Annotated in this window: 12 protein-coding genes and 1 riboswitch; of the genes, 3 read left to right on the forward strand and 9 right to left on the reverse strand. The window is 62.0% G+C overall.

Annotated elements, in window-relative coordinates; genetic code table 11:
- Position 1 precedes the first annotated feature (1 nt).
- The 6 genes from ACFOGH_RS16385 to ACFOGH_RS16410 form a co-directional block, all read right to left on the reverse strand.
- Entirely contained in the window at positions 2-910 is a 909-nt protein-coding gene (locus ACFOGH_RS16385) for a dihydroneopterin aldolase (RefSeq protein WP_380074235.1), read from the reverse strand.
- A gap of 117 nt (positions 911-1027) precedes the next feature.
- Complete coding sequence (locus ACFOGH_RS16390; RefSeq protein ID WP_380074236.1) at positions 1028-1738, reverse strand: cell wall hydrolase; 711 nt, start codon at positions 1736-1738, stop codon at positions 1028-1030.
- A gap of 184 nt (positions 1739-1922) precedes the next feature.
- Positions 1923-4478: a putative PEP-binding protein gene (locus ACFOGH_RS16395; RefSeq protein WP_380074237.1), complete on the reverse strand. Its 2556-nt coding sequence runs from the start codon at positions 4476-4478 to the stop codon at positions 1923-1925.
- A 125-nt stretch (positions 4479-4603) separates the two neighbouring features.
- Positions 4604-6715, reverse strand: coding sequence for a glycine--tRNA ligase subunit beta (glyS, locus tag ACFOGH_RS16400; protein ID WP_380074238.1), 2112 nt, complete (start codon positions 6713-6715; stop codon positions 4604-4606).
- Entirely contained in the window at positions 6716-7210 is a 495-nt protein-coding gene (locus ACFOGH_RS16405; protein WP_380074239.1) for a DUF6446 family protein, read from the reverse strand.
- Positions 7207-8133: a glycine--tRNA ligase subunit alpha gene (locus ACFOGH_RS16410; RefSeq protein WP_380074240.1), complete on the reverse strand. Its 927-nt coding sequence runs from the start codon at positions 8131-8133 to the stop codon at positions 7207-7209. The genes ACFOGH_RS16405 and ACFOGH_RS16410 overlap by 4 nt, the downstream gene beginning before the upstream one ends.
- Positions 8134-8286: 153 nt before the next feature.
- Here ACFOGH_RS16410 and ACFOGH_RS16415 point away from each other — a divergent pair, with 153 nt between their 5' ends.
- Complete coding sequence (locus ACFOGH_RS16415) at positions 8287-10032, forward strand: trypsin-like peptidase domain-containing protein (protein ID WP_380074241.1); 1746 nt, start codon at positions 8287-8289, stop codon at positions 10030-10032.
- A gap of 260 nt (positions 10033-10292) precedes the next feature.
- On the opposite strand, the gene folE2 is transcribed toward ACFOGH_RS16415, so the two are convergent.
- Both folE2 and metZ read right to left on the reverse strand, forming a co-directional pair.
- Positions 10293-11381, reverse strand: a complete 1089-nt coding sequence (gene folE2, locus ACFOGH_RS16420; protein ID WP_380074242.1) for a GTP cyclohydrolase FolE2 — start codon at positions 11379-11381, stop codon at positions 10293-10295.
- A gap of 166 nt (positions 11382-11547) precedes the next feature.
- Entirely contained in the window at positions 11548-12729 is a 1182-nt protein-coding gene (gene metZ / locus ACFOGH_RS16425) for an O-succinylhomoserine sulfhydrylase (RefSeq protein WP_380074243.1), read from the reverse strand.
- Positions 12730-12779: 50 nt separating this feature from the next.
- A riboswitch (SAM riboswitch) is annotated at positions 12780-12856 on the reverse strand.
- 111 nt (positions 12857-12967) lie between these two features.
- Here metZ and ACFOGH_RS16430 point away from each other — a divergent pair.
- Both ACFOGH_RS16430 and ACFOGH_RS16435 read left to right on the forward strand, forming a co-directional pair.
- Positions 12968-13690, forward strand: coding sequence for a hypothetical protein (locus tag ACFOGH_RS16430; RefSeq protein WP_380074244.1), 723 nt, complete (start codon positions 12968-12970; stop codon positions 13688-13690).
- Positions 13691-13771: 81 nt separating this feature from the next.
- Positions 13772-14689 (forward strand): alpha/beta fold hydrolase, encoded by a 918-nt coding sequence (locus ACFOGH_RS16435; protein ID WP_380074245.1) that lies wholly within the window; start codon positions 13772-13774, stop codon positions 14687-14689.
- A 223-nt stretch (positions 14690-14912) separates the two neighbouring features.
- Here ACFOGH_RS16435 and ACFOGH_RS16440 read toward each other — a convergent pair whose 3' ends face one another.
- The gene (locus ACFOGH_RS16440) at positions 14913-15533 is read right to left on the reverse strand and encodes a hypothetical protein (protein WP_380074246.1); all 621 of its coding nucleotides are present in this window, start codon (positions 15531-15533) and stop codon (positions 14913-14915) included.
- Positions 15534-15630 lie beyond the last annotated feature (97 nt).

Consider the following 15630-nt stretch of genomic DNA (forward strand, 5'->3'; position numbering starts at 1 on the left):
TTTAGGCCTGCTCGACCCGCACGCGGCTTCCCGCCGGAAGTGCAACATCGCCGTGAACCACCAGACGCTCTGCCGCCATCAATTCGGCAAGCCACAAGGCCAGTGCAACAGGTTCGCGGCTGTGCGGGCCATCGACAGCATCCAGCACCAGTTTTGACGGCGCCCAGACCACCATCTGCCCACGCTTGATCGCCCAATCAATCTCGGTGCGCGTCGCCATCACCACGCAGCGCGGATCGCGGGCGGCCAGAACCCAAGCGTTCTGCTCGATGGCCAGGAGATCGACCCGGCGCTGGGTGGGCTTGTGCCCGGTTTGCGGGCGGGCCATGTCAGGCAGCCCCACCGTCAGGATCACCGGGCGGCCCTGCGCCTGCCAGTGATCCAACCGCGAAGCAAGGTCGCTTGCCATCACCGCAGGGTTGTCCAGAAACACCACCAACGGATGCACGGCGGCCTCTTCGCCATCATGGCCCACCATCTTTACCGCGTCACTCGCGCGGCTGCGCACGATTTCGACGCCGAGTTTATAGGGGCCGACATCCAGCTTTTCGATCCGCACGAACACCCGCATCGCCTGCGGCTCTGCCAGAATACGCTCGGCCAGACGTTCGGCCAGCGTTTCCAGCAGGTTCAACCGCTCGGCAGCAAGCTCTGTATCAATCGCCTCGGTCAGCGTGTCATAGGACAGGATCAGATCGACATCGTCGTTCAACGGTTGCGCGGCGGGGCGCACTTCGACCACGATGTTGAACAGCACGCGCTGGGTATGGCCGCGCTCTTTTTGGAACGCGCCGATATCCACCGAAACAATATGATCGCGCAGGCTGATGCGATCCCGTGGATCGGCGGTGGCCGAGGCGATGGAACGCTCCTCCGGGTGGGCGAAGGCTTGGGCGATGTCGCTGGTCATGGGGCCCCCGAAAGGCGAAATGCGTTGCGGGCAAGCTATCGCTTGCCCGGCACAGCGCCTAGTCCGAACCCGACAGGAAGCGCAAGAGGCGCGACCTTGCCAGCGCAGAACTATCGCCTAGGGCTGGCGATAAAACACATGCGAACCGATCGACGCAGTACGGGGGAATTGCCGCGACCACGACGGGCTGACGGCGCGGGTGTGGAAATAGGTGGCACCTGCAGTCAACTGACGCGGCGCGCCATCCAGCATCACCCGCGCGATGCGTCCGGCAATCTCAGCCGAGCTGCGGTCGGTCATCACGTCTTGCTGGCCATCACATGAATAGGAAAACGCGCAAGATCCGCTGCCGCGCTGCTGCACGACGCCACAGACCGTTTTGGGATAGCGCGGGCTGTCGACGCGGTTCAGCACCACTTCAGCGACCGCGAACTGACCCTTCAGGGTCTCGCCCCGGCTTTCAAAGTAGATCGCGGTTTTCAGACATTGCCACTGCGCGTCACCCGTAGCTGCTGGTTGAGCCATCAGCCATTCGGGGCTGTAGCTGACCAGAACCGGATTTTGCAAAGCGGCCTTTTCGTCGGCTTTTGCCGCTTTCGGCTTTTCAGCGACAGGCGTTGCCACTTTTGGCCCCACCGCCATCGCCGTTAACTTGCCCTCTGGCAGGGCGTCAAAGGCTTGATGTTCTGCCCCAAACAAAGAGGCCATCTGCGACCCCATCAGCAGCGATGGGTCGTTGGAATGGCTTACCGTCACATCGGCAAAGGCCGCCCCGCTTAGGACGCAAAGCGCCGCAGCGGCACTCGTCCAGGCTTGGTGGAAGCGCATAGATCAGTATCCCAGTCTGTTTCAGCAACGCCGCAAGAGAGCAGCCTCATACGACGAGGGACTGGCCTAGAGAACGAATCCCCATCGGTCCAGTCGCGTGGCAAAATTACCACGCGATTCTTGGACATTTGAGCGGATTTCCGCGCAAATTCTTAAAGCATTAGATGAACTAAGCAGTGCAAATTCATGATATTGTGGTGGTTTTTCGGATATCCACACGATCAGCCAAGGCCAGATGTGCGGCCGCCAGACGCGCCAAAGGCACCCGATAGGGGCTGCAAGACACATAATCGAAGCCCGCCTTACGGCAAAAGCCAATCGATTCGGGGTTGCCGCCGTGTTCACCACAGATCGAAACCGTCAGATCAGGCCGAGTCGCGCGCCCGCGTTCGGCGCCGATCAACAGCAATTCCCCGACCCCATCCACGTCAAGCGTATGGAACGGATCTTCGGGAAATACGCCCTGCTGCACATAGGTGTTCATGAACCGCCCGGCATCGTCGCGTGACAGGCCATAGGTCATCTGCGTCAGATCGTTGGTGCCGAAAGACAGGAAGGCTGCATGCTGGGCAATCTCACCTGCGCGCAGGGCGGCACGCGGCGTTTCGACCATCACCCCCAGTTTGTAATCAAACGCCACCCCGGTCTTCACCCGCACCGAGGCGGCAACCGCGTCGATATGGGTCTTGACCAGTTCCACCTCGCGCCGGGCCGAGACCAGCGGGATCATGATTTCCGGCACCACCGGCGCGCCTTTGCGAGCGACTTCAACCGTGGCTTCAAAGATCGCCTGCGCCTGCATGGCGTAGATTTCCGGCAAAACCACCCCAAGCCGCACACCGCGCATCCCCAGCATCGGGTTAAATTCGGCCAAAGCCTCGGCGCGGCGGGTGACTTCGGACAGCGGGCGATCCAGTGCCTCGGCCAGTTCGCGCAGGCCTTCGCGGCTGTGTGGCAAGAATTCGTGCAGCGGCGGGTCGAACAGACGGATGCAAACCGGCAGGCCCGCCATGATCTCGAACAGTTGTACAAAATCGGCGCGCTGCATCGGCAGCAACCGCGCCAGTGCCGCCGCGCGGTCTTTCGAGGTGTCGGCGAAGATCATCTCGCGCATCACCACAAGGCGATCTTCGTCAAAAAACATATGCTCAGTCCGGCACAGGCCAATGCCCTGCGCCTCGAACTGCCGCGCGGTCGCCGCATCTGCCGGGGTGTCAGCATTGGCGCGAATACCAATGTCGCGGAAGCTGTCGGCCCAGCCCAAAAGCTTGCGGAACGTATCGTCAAGCGCGGGGGCCAGCATCTCAGCCGCCCCCGCCAACACGTCGCCTGTGGTGCCATCAACGGTGATCAGATCGCCTTCGCCAAACACCCGGCCATCTGCTGCAACAAGGCGCTTGTCCTTGGTATCCAGCCGCATCCCCGACGCCCCCACCACGCAAGGAACCCCCAGACCGCGTGCGATCACCGCCGCATGAGACGTCACGCCACCGCGTTCGGTGACAACCCCCACCGCCGCGTGCATGCCACGAATATCTTCGGGTGCGGTTTCACGGCGCACCATGATGCAGGGCTCGCCCCTCGCCGCGCTGGCTTGAGCGGCTTGCGAGGAAAACACGATCCGCCCCACCGCTGCACCCGGCGACGCCGCGATACCCTTGGCGAACACATCCCGCGCCGCCCGCATATCGACCTGCGGATGCAGCAGTTCGGACAAAGCCCGCGGCTCTACCCGCAGCACGGCTTCCTCGCGGCTGATGATGCCATCATCGGCCAAAGCCACCGCAATCTTCAGCCCCGCGCGGGCCGAGCGTTGCACCTTGATCGCATCCAGCACTGACAGCTTGCCGTCCTCAATGGTGAACTCGATCTGCATTTCCTCGCGCAGCTTTTGGCGACAAACCGCACCGTGGCGGATCAGATCGGCAAAAATCTCGGGAGCAATGTCTTCCAACGACGGGCCGCGCTTGTCGCGGGTCAGGTAAATCGCCTCGGTCTTTTTCAGCGCGTCGCGGCCTTGAGATTGGCCGAGGTAGCGCCCCTTCACCAAGGGCAGCCCCGTCACTGGATCAATGAACTGCATCACACCCGAGCCGGAAATCCCCTGCCCGATGCCTTGCGCCATCTCCTGCACCACCAGACCCAAAGCCGCCTCAACCGGCGCGCCCTTGGCTTGGCGCAGCAGGCGGGCCGAGGTGCCTTCCCAAGCCCGCGCCATGCTGCGCAGCACTTCCGAAAGTTGCTGTGCGGGGTCTTCAGGGAAGGCTTCTTCCATCTCCCGCTCATAATGCCGCAGCGCATCGCGCAGACTATCGGCATTGGTCTTGCCAGAATCGAACATATCAGGGTCAAGACGGGCGACATGGGTGGCATAGGCTTGCACAAACCGCAGGTAGAGTGCGTCTGCCGCCTCTCGCCCATTGGTTTCAACCAGCCGCGCGTGCTGGGCCGCGTTCATACCGATGTTCAGCACCGTGCCGGGGCCGCCCCAGTCCGGGTTCTCGGGCGAGGGGCGCACCGAGATCAGCGGCACCGGGCCGAAATGCGACAGGATGGCCTTGGCGTCCACCGGATGCCCCGCCGCAATCGCCCGCACGGTCTGCGCCGGAAGGGCCACGGTTTCCGGCACAGGCAGATCCAGCCGCACCAGCCGTTGCAAGCATTTCGCCCGCCAGCCATGCGCCTCGCGGCGGATGTCGGCGCTGGGGGTGATTTCGGCGAATTCGGCGATTTTCTGCACTGCGGCACCTTTACTTTGCGCGTGCAGGATACACAGGGCGGACAGCGTGGTGCAAGCTTATTGGGCGCTGGAACACTGGGGGCTAGCCCCCAGGCCCCCAGAGTATTTTTCCCAAGATGAAGTCGTTAGCCGTCGATCTTGGTAAGGTCCGCCACGCCCGAGCAGATCGCGCGGATGCGGTGCAGCAGGTTCAGGCGGTTGCGGCGGATGATCGGGTTGTCGGAATTGACCTGAACGGCGGTGAAGAAGGCGTCGATCGGGGCGCGGAGCTTGGCCATCGCGGCCATGGCGGCAGCGAAATCTTCGGCGCGCATTGCCGGGGTGATGGCGGCCTCGGCGGTGTCGAGAGCGGTGAACAACGCGCGTTCTTCATCGGTTTCGGCGAATTTCGGGTCGGCACCGTAGGAGTATTCGACGCCGTCTTTGGCTTCCGCTTGGCTTAGGATGGTGTTGGCGCGCTTGAAGCCTTGCAACAGGTTCGGGCCATCTTCGGTTTTCAGGAAGGCGGCGAGGGCTTCGGCACGTTTGACCAGCAGGGTGAGGTCGTCATTGCCGGGCATGGCAAGGCAAGCATCGATCACATCATGGCGGATGCCTTTGTCTTTCAGGAAACCTTTCAGGCGGTCGTGGAAGAAGGCGAGGAGGTCTGCGATCAGGGTAGCATCTCTTTGTTCCGGCTCCCAAGTCGACAACTTGCCAGAAATGATAATCGGTTCGATTGCAGGTTTCACACCTTGCGATGCTAGAGTCATCCGCACACCATTCCCCAACACCAACCGAATAACCCCCAGCGCAGCCCGGCGCAGCGCGAAAGGGTCTTTTGACCCTGTGGGTTTCTCATCAATCGCCCAGAACCCAGTAAGCGTGTCGATCTTGTCGGCCAAGGCCACGGCAACGGAGACCGGATCGCTCGGCACGGTGTCGGTGGGGCCGAGCGGTGAGTAGTGGTCGCGTGCGGCAAGGGCCACCGCTTCGGGCAGGCCAGCCGCGCGGGCGTAATACATGCCCATCAGGCCTTGCAGTTCGGGGAATTCGCCGACCATGGCAGAGCGCAGGTCGGCTTTCGCCAGTTTGGCGGCTTGTTCGGCAATATCGGCATCGGCACCGACCAAGGGCGCGATTTCACGGGCCAGCGCCGCGATGCGGGCGATACGGTCGGCTTGGCTGCCGAGTTTGTTGTGGAAGGTGACGGCTTTCAGGCCATCGAGCCATTCCACCATCCCGGCCTTCGCCACGCGCAGATCGTTTTCCCAGAAGAATTTCGCATCCGACAGCCGCGCCGACAGCACCTTCTGGTTGCCTTTCAGGATAGTCTCACCATGGTCGGCGGTTTCGGTATTGGCGACGGTGATGAATCCCTCAATCCGGCCCGTTTTCGGATTGCGCACCGAGAAGAACTTCTGGTGTTCCTTCATCGAGGTTTGCAAAACCTCGGGCGGCAGGGCCAGAAACGTCTCGGCAATCTTGCCCATCAGCGGCACCGGCCATTCGACCAGACCCGCGACCTCGGTCAGAAGACCTTTGTCTTCAACCACTTCCCAGCCCGCCGCAAAGGCCAGGTTCTGCGCGCCCTGCCAGATCGCGGCCTCACGCTCGGCGGAATCCAGCACCACATGCGCGCGTTTCAGTTTCACCGCGTAATCGTCAAACCCCGTCACCGCAAAGCGGGCGGGTGCGAGGAAACGGTGGCCGCAGGTGGTGTTTCCCGCCACAATACCGTCCACCGCAACGGGAACAACCTGCGCGCCGGCCTCGTCCGACAACAGGCAAATGATCGAATGCAACGGGCGCACCCAACGCAGCGCCCCTGCCCCCCAACGCATCGACTTCGGCCACGGGAAGTTGCGGATGGTCGCCTCGAGCACCTCGGCAATGATCAAAGCCGCCGCACGACCGGGCTTTTCGATCACGGCATACAGCGTCTCGCCCTTTTTGTCGGCGCGGCGTTCCAACTGATCCAGCGTCAAGCCGGTGGAGCGCAAGAAGCCTTCAATCGCCGCTGGTGGGGCCGATGCACTCGGCCCCTTGCGTTCCTCGCGCACGGGTTTGCTTTCCGCCGACAGACCTTCCACCGACAGAACCAGACGCCGGGGGGTGGAAAACGCGCCAGCAGAGGCATAGGTCAGCCCAGCCTCGACCAAGCCATTGGTGATCAGGGATTTCAGGTCTTCGCGGGCGCGGGCCTGCATCCGGGCGGGGATTTCCTCGGAGAAGAGCTCAATCAGCAGGTCAGACATTTACGGCTCCGCTACAGGAGAAATCTGGTGCCACGCAAAGGCATGGCCATCGGGGAAAACCGCGACAACGCGGTCGATGACAGGATCGCTGGGCTTGGCGTGGGTGACATTGGCTTCGGACAGAAACGCAATCGCCTCGCCCTTCTCCAGCGCCTCTCCAATCGCGTCGGCGTCAAAGCAATCAAACCACTTGGGCGCGATCAGCGGCGTGGGTTTGTCGTAGATCTTGTAGGTTTCGGTCAGCATCGCCTGGCTGAGCGGCGTATGGAAACAGGCGCGATAGCCCAAGGGCGAGGCCTCGGCGGTGATGCCTTCGATCTGATCCACCAGAATAGGCTCGGGCTGACCGGATTCGATCAACGTCAGCGCAATCTCGGCCCCCTTCTGGAAGCTGGCGGGGACATAGTTGGTATCTTCTTGCAATTTCAGATACATAGCTAAGCCCGCAAGGGCCGCGACGATCACGATGAAACCTGCGACGTATTTGCCATTCACGCGTCTGCCCCCGCTGGAGTCAGCCGGAACGCATCGGCGCATTTCTTGGCCAAGGCGCGGACGCGGCCGATATAGGCCTGGCGCTCGGTGACAGAAATCACCCCGCGCGCGTCCAAAAGGTTGAACAGATGGCTGGCCTTGATGGTCTGATCATAGGCTGGATGCGCCATGATGATCTGCTTGCCATTCTTCGGATCAATCGGCGGAAAATCCAGCAAGCGCTGACATTCGGCCTCGGCATCCTCGAAATGCCGCAGCAGTTGCGCGGTATCGGCCCCGTCGAAATTGTGGCGTGAATATTCTTCCTCGGTCTGCCGGAAGATATCGCCATAGGTCAGCGGGATCGGCGACTGCGGGTCGTTGAACGGCATGTCCATGACGTGATCAACGCCGAGAACATACATCGCCAGACGCTCCAGCCCGTAGGTGAGTTCGCCCGATACGGGGCGGCAATCATGGCCGCCGACCTGCTGGAAATAGGTGAACTGCGACACTTCCATGCCGTCGCACCAGATCTCCCAGCCCAAACCCCAAGCACCCAGAGTCGGGGATTCCCAGTCATCCTCGACAAAACGGATGTCGTGCAGGCTGGCGTCAATGCCGATGGCTTGCAAGCTGCCCAGATACAGGTCCTGCAAATTCGGCGGCGAGGGTTTGATGATCACCTGATATTGATAATAGTGCTGCAGGCGGTTCGGGTTTTCGCCATAGCGGCCATCGGTGGGGCGACGCGAGGGTTGGACATAGGCCGCAGCCCAAGGCTTCGACCCCAAGCTCCGCAGCGTGGTCGCCGGGTGGAAGGTGCCCGCGCCGACCTCCATATCATAGGGCTGCAACACCGCGCAGCCTTGTGCGGCCCAGTAATTCTGCAAACGCAGGATGATTTCCTGAAAGCTGCGGGGGGCTTTGGGGGCATCAGCCATGACGGACCTCTTGAAATGTTGCCACTCCATAGGCAAGAGGCAGCCAAGGGTCAATGCGGCGCTTGAATTGTGGGGCGAAAGCATGTGCATCTGCGGGGCGCTCTGTTAGGTTCGCCCGATGAGTGCGTTGCGAAAACGAGATGGGACGGGTCTATGAGATTGCGGATGGTTGTGCTGGCGATGCTGGCGGTGCTTGGGCTAAGCGGGGTTGCGATGGCGCAGCAGCAGGCTTGGGTGCAGGTGGAAGCACAGCCCAGTCTGGCCGAAGCCGAGGCGCGCGCCCGTGATTATGCCGCCGAATTTCCGAATGTGGCAGGGTATCAGTTGTCGTCGGGTTGGTATGCGATCGTCTTGGGCCCCTATGCGCCCGAGGCCGCTGCGGGCACGCTGGCGGATTTGCGCAGCAGCGGTGCCATCCCGCGTGACAGCTTTGTCACCGATGACGCCACGCACCGCCAGCAATTCTGGCCGGTGGGGGCGATTGCGGGGCAAGAAGCTCCTGCAACCGATCTGACGGTGGTCGACCCAGCGGTGCAGCCCGATCTGCCCGTTGTAGAGGTGATGCCCGCCGAAGAAACCGTGCAAGAGGCGAAGGCGTCGGAAGCCGCCCTCGATGCCGATGGCCGCAAGGCGCTGCAAACCGCGATGGCGTGGTATGGCTTTTACGAGGGCGGCATTGACGGCGCGTTCGGCCCCGGCACCCGCAACTCGATGGCGGCTTGGCAAGAGGCGAATGGGTTTGAGGCAACAGGCGTGTTGACCACCAAGCAACGCGACGCGCTGGTGGCGAATTACAAGGCCGATCAGGCCGAGTTTGGCTTTGCCAGCGTTTCCGAGCCCGAGGCCGGGATCGAGATTACCCTGCCGCTGGCCTTGGTGCAGTTCGACCACTACGAGCCGCCCTTCGTGCATTACACCGAGAAAGCCAATTCCGGCCTGCGGGTGATCCTGATTTCCGAACCCGGCAACCAAGACAGCCTTTCGGGCCTCTATGATATCCTGCAAACGCTGGAAGTGGTGCCTGCTCAGGGGGAGCGCAGCAAGAACGACAAGAATTTCACCATCAACGCGGTGTCCGACCGCGTGCAAAGCTATGCCTATGCCGAGGCCAAGAATGGCATGGTGAAGGGCTATCTCGTGGTATGGAACCCGGCCGATGCCGAACGGATGAGCCGGATCTTGCCCGCGCTGAAATCCAGCTTCCGCGGTGTGGGCGACAAGGCCCTGGACCCCGGTCTTGTGCCGATGGATGACGCGACCCGCTCGGGTCTGCTGGCGGGCATGGAAGTGAAGCTGCCGAAACTGTCTCGCTCGGGCTTCTATGTCGATGCCAAGGGCAGCGTGGTGACGACTGTCGAGGCTGTGGCGCAATGCGGGCGGGTGACGATTGACCGCGCCACCGAAGCGCGGGTGGTGGCGCAGGATCAGGCCAGCGGTCTGGCGATCTTGCAGCCCAGCACGCCTCTGGCGCCACGTGCCTTTGCGCAGTTCGCGGCCGGATCAGTGCGGCTGGGGTCGGAAGTGGCAGTGGCGGGCTATTCCTATGAAGACAAGCTGCCCGCGCCCGTGCTGACATTTGGCACGCTCGAGGAAGAAAAGGGTCTGAACGGCGAGGCCGGGCTGTCGCGTCTGGCTGCTCCGGTCTTGGCCGGTGATGCGGGAGGGCCGGTTTTGGACGGCACTGGGGCGGTGCTGGGGATGCTCCTGCCTGCTGCGGTGAAGGGCGCGAAATTGCTGCCCGATGGCGTGGCGTTTGCAGCCCAAGCCGGCGTGGTGACGCAGGCATTGACCGCCGCAGGGATCACGCCGACCACGGCCACCGCAACCGATCTGGCAACGCCGGACGCTTTGAATGCGGCAGGGTTGGGGATGACGGTTCTGGTGTCTTGCTGGGAGTGAGCGCGCCATGGTCCCGAGTTGGGACCAAAATTGCACCTCATTATTTCAAAGGGTTAACGAGTGTCGTTTACCCGGTGTTAAGACTTCTGCCGCATCGCCGTTTGAAATGTTGAAGCCTCCGGCGGGGATATTTGGGCAGAGAGGATGACCAAGGCGTAAGTCTTTACGCGTAGGTTACCAAGAACAATGCCGCAAACTGGGGACCAGTTTGCGGCATTGCTGTTTCAAGGTTCGGCGGCAGTGTGATTGCGCAGGGCAGATCAGCCGACGTGATAGAGGCTGGCGAACAGCTTGGGGTCCAGACTGTCGGCGGCGAAGGTTGCGCCTTCGGTCAGCACCGACACCGCGTCGTGGCTGTGCAAGGATTCCTGATGGCTGGCGACGATGCGGAAATCGCCGATGCGGCCATCCTGTTGCAGCGCTTGACAGAAGCTGCGTGCGGCATCCTCGACAAAGATCGGGTTGGCGGCATTCAACTCGGCAAAGGCCTGTTCATCCTCGCGCTTCACCATCACCTGCGTTTCGGTCGGCACCGCCTTGCGGGCGATCTCGATCAGGTCTTCGAACCACAGACATTTGTCGCCAACAAGTTCCACCGAAATCCGCGCGACCGAGCGCTGCGAATGCGGGGTTGCCAACTGCCCCCGCGTCTGGCGCGCGTGCTCCGACAGTTCCAGGCTGCACGGGCAGGTGCTGGAATAGACAAAATCCAAGTGCATCAAGCGTTTGCGCACCCCGGCTTTGTCCACCAGTTCCAGCGCAATGTCGTAATACTGCCAGCCGGACAGGCCAGAGCGCAGACTGTCCACCTTGACCGGGAACGAGAACCGCATCTGGATGCGCGCATCAAAGCTGCCCAGATCTTTCAGGTAATCTTCCAGCGCGTGTTCGATCACCTGATAGGAAAACTCGCGTTCCGAATGGGCATAGAATGACCGCATGATGCGGCTCATGTTGATGCCCTTCTTTTCAGCCTCAAGGCTGACGGTGCCGGTGACAGAGGTTTCCAGCGTAACCGGCCCGTTGTTGCGGGTGCGATAGCGGATCGGCAGGCGGAAGTTGGAAATCCCGACGTGCTGGATCACCTGCTTGGCCCCGACGATCAGGCTGGACGGACCGTTCTGCAGATCGGGCATCGAATCCTTATAGGCCTCGGACACCACGAAATCGGACGGGTATTCGCGAGAGAGCACTGGATAATCCTGCCCAATCAGAGCACCTGCACCGGGCGCGAGATGCGCGATCTCGGCATCGCTGGCGCGCTGTGCCCAAGCGCGCAGCGTGGCAAGCGCTGCCTCGGCCTCGGCACGGCCAGGACGTTGCTCGATATCCGGCATGTGAATGTTCATTGCAGCGCTCCCCAGGTTGGTCGCAGACTTCAGATATAGCGGGATCGCCGTGATTTCCAAAGCCTGACCGAAGAAATACGCGCCAAAGGCGACATTGGATTGACAGGCTTGCAATTTTTCGTGGTGTGGGGGGATTGGGGGGCGCCGTTGCGCCCCCCAACAGGTGTCAGATGGCCGACAGCGCGTTTTGCAGATCGGCGATCAGATCATCGGCGTCTTCCAACCCAACCGACAGCCGGATCAGCCCCGGCGTGATGCCCAGAGCATCTTTCTGCGGCTGCGGCAGGCGCTGGTGCGTGGTGGTGGCGGGATGGGTGGCAATGGTCTTGGCATCGCCCAGATTGTTGGAGATCTTGACGATTTCCAGCGCGTTGCAGAACTTGAACGCGGCGTCTTTGCCGCCCTTGATGTCAAAGGTCACGATGGTGCCGCCCGAGCCCATCTGCGCCATCGCCAGCGCATGCTGCGGATGGCTGGACAGGCCGGGGAAGATCACCTTGGAAATCCGCGCATCAGTGGAAAGAACCTCGGCGATTTTCTTGGCCGAATCCGCCATCGCGCGGCAGCGCAGATCCAGCGTCGCCATGCCGTTCAGCATGATCCAGGCAGTGAACGGGCTCATCGCCGCACCAGTGTGCTTCAGGTAGGGCTCGGCAACCTTGCGGATGAAATCCTTGGTGCCGCAGATCACACCGCCCAGCGCGCGGCCCTGTCCGTCGATGTGTTTGGTGGTGGAATAGACCACCACATCCGCGCCTTGCGCGACCGCGCGGCTGAACACCGGGGTGGCAAAGACGTTATCAACAATCACCAAGGCACCGGCAGCATGGGCGATCTTGGCGACTTCGGTGATATCGACCAGTTCCAGCGTAGGGTTCGACATGCTCTCAAAGAACACCGCCTTGGTGGCTGGGGTGACGGCGGCGCGCCATTGATCAAGGTCTGCGCCATCGACGAAAGTGACGTTGACGCCGTAGCGGGTCAGCACTTCTTCAAGGATATAGAGGCACGAGCCGAACAGCGCCTTGGACGACACCACATGATCGCCCGCGCGCAGCATTGCCGTCAGCGCACCGTTCACCGCCGCCATGCCCGATGCGGTGGCGAACGCATCCTCGGTGCCTTCCAGCGCCGCGATGCGCTCTTCGAACATCCGCGTTGTCGGGTTGCCGTAGCGGGCGTAGATGAATTCGTCGTCACCGGCCTTGATGAACCGCTGCTCGGCGGCTTCGGCGGTGGGATAGGCGAAACCCTGCGTGAGGAAGATCGCCTCGGCCATCTCGCCATATTGGCTGCGGCGCGAGCCTTCGTGCACCAGTTTCGTGCGTGTTTTCCAGTCTTTGGTCATGTCGCGGGCCCCTTGGGCTATAGAAAAACCCCGAAACCAAAGGGCTTCGGGGCTGATGACCCTGACCCTCTTTAGCGGATTGTTTAACGTGGCCCGCAATTCGGAATAAAGCACCACGCGGGCGGCATAGCTTGTGGGCAGGACAAGGTCAACCTTGGGCGGCAGATTTTGCGCACAATGGCGCGAAAATCGGATAGGCTTGCCGGATTAATACAAGTTTTTACACATGGAGATTGCTATGTCTGGATATGGCTACCAGCCGAAGCCGATCAGTTTGATGACGGGCAAGTTGACATTATCGCCCGAGACGCAAGCCTTCATCGCCGAGATTGAGGCGAAGATGGCGGCCCGTGCCTGGATGGAGGCGATGCTGGCCCCGAAATGGGATCAGTTGCTGCCGATGTTGCAGCTTTCTACCCTGCGCCCGGTGGTGGTGGGTCCGGTGGCCGGCGCACCGGCGGCTTGGCTTACCCCCCTGCCCGGCACGGCGGCGCAATCCACGCCCAATCCTGGCCCCGAAACACCCCATGCGGGCGAGGCCAAGGATGTGCTGGATGCGGTCTACAAGCTGGAGATCGTGCAAAAGCAGGTCGGTATCGTGCAGGATGAGGCCAAGCGGCAATGGAACCTGTTCAAGGGCGAATGGAAGGCCGCGCCGACGGGCGAGAAGGTGATGATCGTCACAAGCTCGGTCATCGTGGCCGGGGGGATGATCGCGCCCATTCTGGCGGTGCGCGATACGCGACTGATGGCGTTCGGCCTGATCAAAGACAAATGGCTGCCTGTGCCGGGGTTGGACGGCTACAAGATCAAGCTGCTGGATGAGGGCGCAGGCGTCACCGTGCCGTTGCCAGTGCCGGGGCTGACAGTCGAGGCGGAATCTCAATTTCTGCAAAGTGGAACCAAACCCACCACCATCATGTTTCAGTTTGATCTGATGGAGTTCTGGAAGAAAAAGTGACCGTTACGCTGCTGTAACCCGGCGTTCATTGCCGTGTTGCAGGCTTGTGGCAGCTAGGGCGTGTCATGAGGGGGCGGTGTCATGCCAGATCAGACGGTGTTTCGCGTCGATGTCACGCACGGCGGGTTGCGAATAGATGCAGCGGCACTGGCGCGTGCATTGGCCGCCCTACCCAAGGGCGCACGCGTTGTAGTGATGATCCACGGCTATCGCTTTGCCCCCGATGCGGGCGGTGGCAACTGCCCACACGCACATATCTTCTCGATGCAGCCGCCCGCACAGGATTGGACCGCGATTTCATGGCCGCGTCATTTGGGATTAAGCAGCGGCCGGGCCTTGGCGATTGGTTTTGGCTGGCCAGCACGGGGCCGCTTTCGCGGGGCCTGTGTGCGGGCACGGGCGGCGGGGCGGGCTTTGGCGGAGCTTGCGGCGCTGGTGCAAAGCCTTGATCCGGGGCGGGCGTTTGATGTGGTGGGGCACAGTCTGGGCGCGCGGGTTGCGCTGACCGCCCTGCCCTATGCCGAGGCGGGCGATTTCCGCCGGATGATCCTGCTGGCAGCCGCCGAGGTGCGCAAGCCAGCGCAACGCGCGATGGAATCGGCCGCCGGGGCCTTGGTGCAGGTGGTCAATGTCACCACGCGCGAGAATGATCTGTTCGACTTTCTGTTTGAATGGCTGGCGGCTGCCGGGCTGGATACCGCCATCGGTCAGGGCTTGCGCAACGCCCCGGCGAATTGGCTGGATTTGCAACTGGATCAGGCGGCGAGCTTGGCGGCGCTGGCACGACTTGGGCATGCATTGCCCGCCCCGCCCGCGCGGATCAGCCATTGGTCGCCCTATCTGCGCCCCGGCGCACTGGGCCTATATCGCGCGATCTTGGACGGCAGTTTGCCGTTGGAGCGGCTGCGCAGCGCGCTGCCTGAGCGACGCGATCCAAGGTGGTCGCGTTTGCTGGCCGGGTGGCGCTGGCCGCTGGCAGGGCGGATGGAGCGCGTTTGAAGGGGGCGCGAACCGAAAGAAAACTCTGCGGGGCAGAGTTTTCCGGTGAGTTGCTTGTAAGGCTGAAAGCCGTCAAGCAAGGGGCGTTGTGCAGCAAGCGGCAGGTTTGAAAATCGGGGCGCGCCTGACTGGCGGGCGCGATATCGCGCCTGCCGGGGGCAGGCAGGCGCGGCCCGATTTGGCGCGGGCCAAATCGGGCAAGAACGGCGACCGTTTGCCCGTGTCAGGCAGCCCCATAGCCTTCCTGCACCGTACGCACCAAAGCCGTGCGGATCAGGTTCGTCGCCAAGGGCAACAGCCCGAAATACAGCAGCCATGTGGTTTGCGAGGCGTGGTGGATCAGCGTCTCATTCGCCAGCACCATCGCAAGGTTATAGATCACCATCACACGCGTCATCACCGCATCGGTGCCGCGCATTTCTGGCTGCGGCCAACGAAACCGGTTGATCGCGTAAGATCCATCTACCACGTCGATGATGTAAAGGGCTGCGGCAAATACGAAATAGAGGCTCAGGAAACGCTGGCACAGCAAGGGTTCCGCGCTCCAGATCAGCAGGGCCAGCACGCCGGGGCCAGCCAGCAGGATCAACGCCACGGTGGCGGGGGTTGATACATGCGCCCGCGTGCGCATGATCATCAGCCGCGATTTCATCGCCAGCCGCAGGCCCATCCCCAGCACGAACGCCACCATGAATGTGGTGCTGGCATCATCCAGCCAGATGCGCAGCAATGGCCACGCAAACAGGATCAACAGGCCCGGCAGCATGATCTCGACCGGAAACGGGGTTGTGCGGCGAAAGCTGCGGATAAACTGCGCAAAACTGTCGAGTGTGGCATCCAGCATCCAGCATCCCCCGGTTGACTGCGGCCTTGATGCAACCGCAATCGGGCCGGGGTGGGGCTGAAATGTGGTGCCAATGCGGCGGTTAACCTATCGCCGG

Origin of the sequence: Cypionkella sinensis, assembly GCF_042646385.1 — a bacterium.
Taxonomy (GTDB): domain Bacteria; phylum Pseudomonadota; class Alphaproteobacteria; order Rhodobacterales; family Rhodobacteraceae; genus Cypionkella; species Cypionkella sinensis.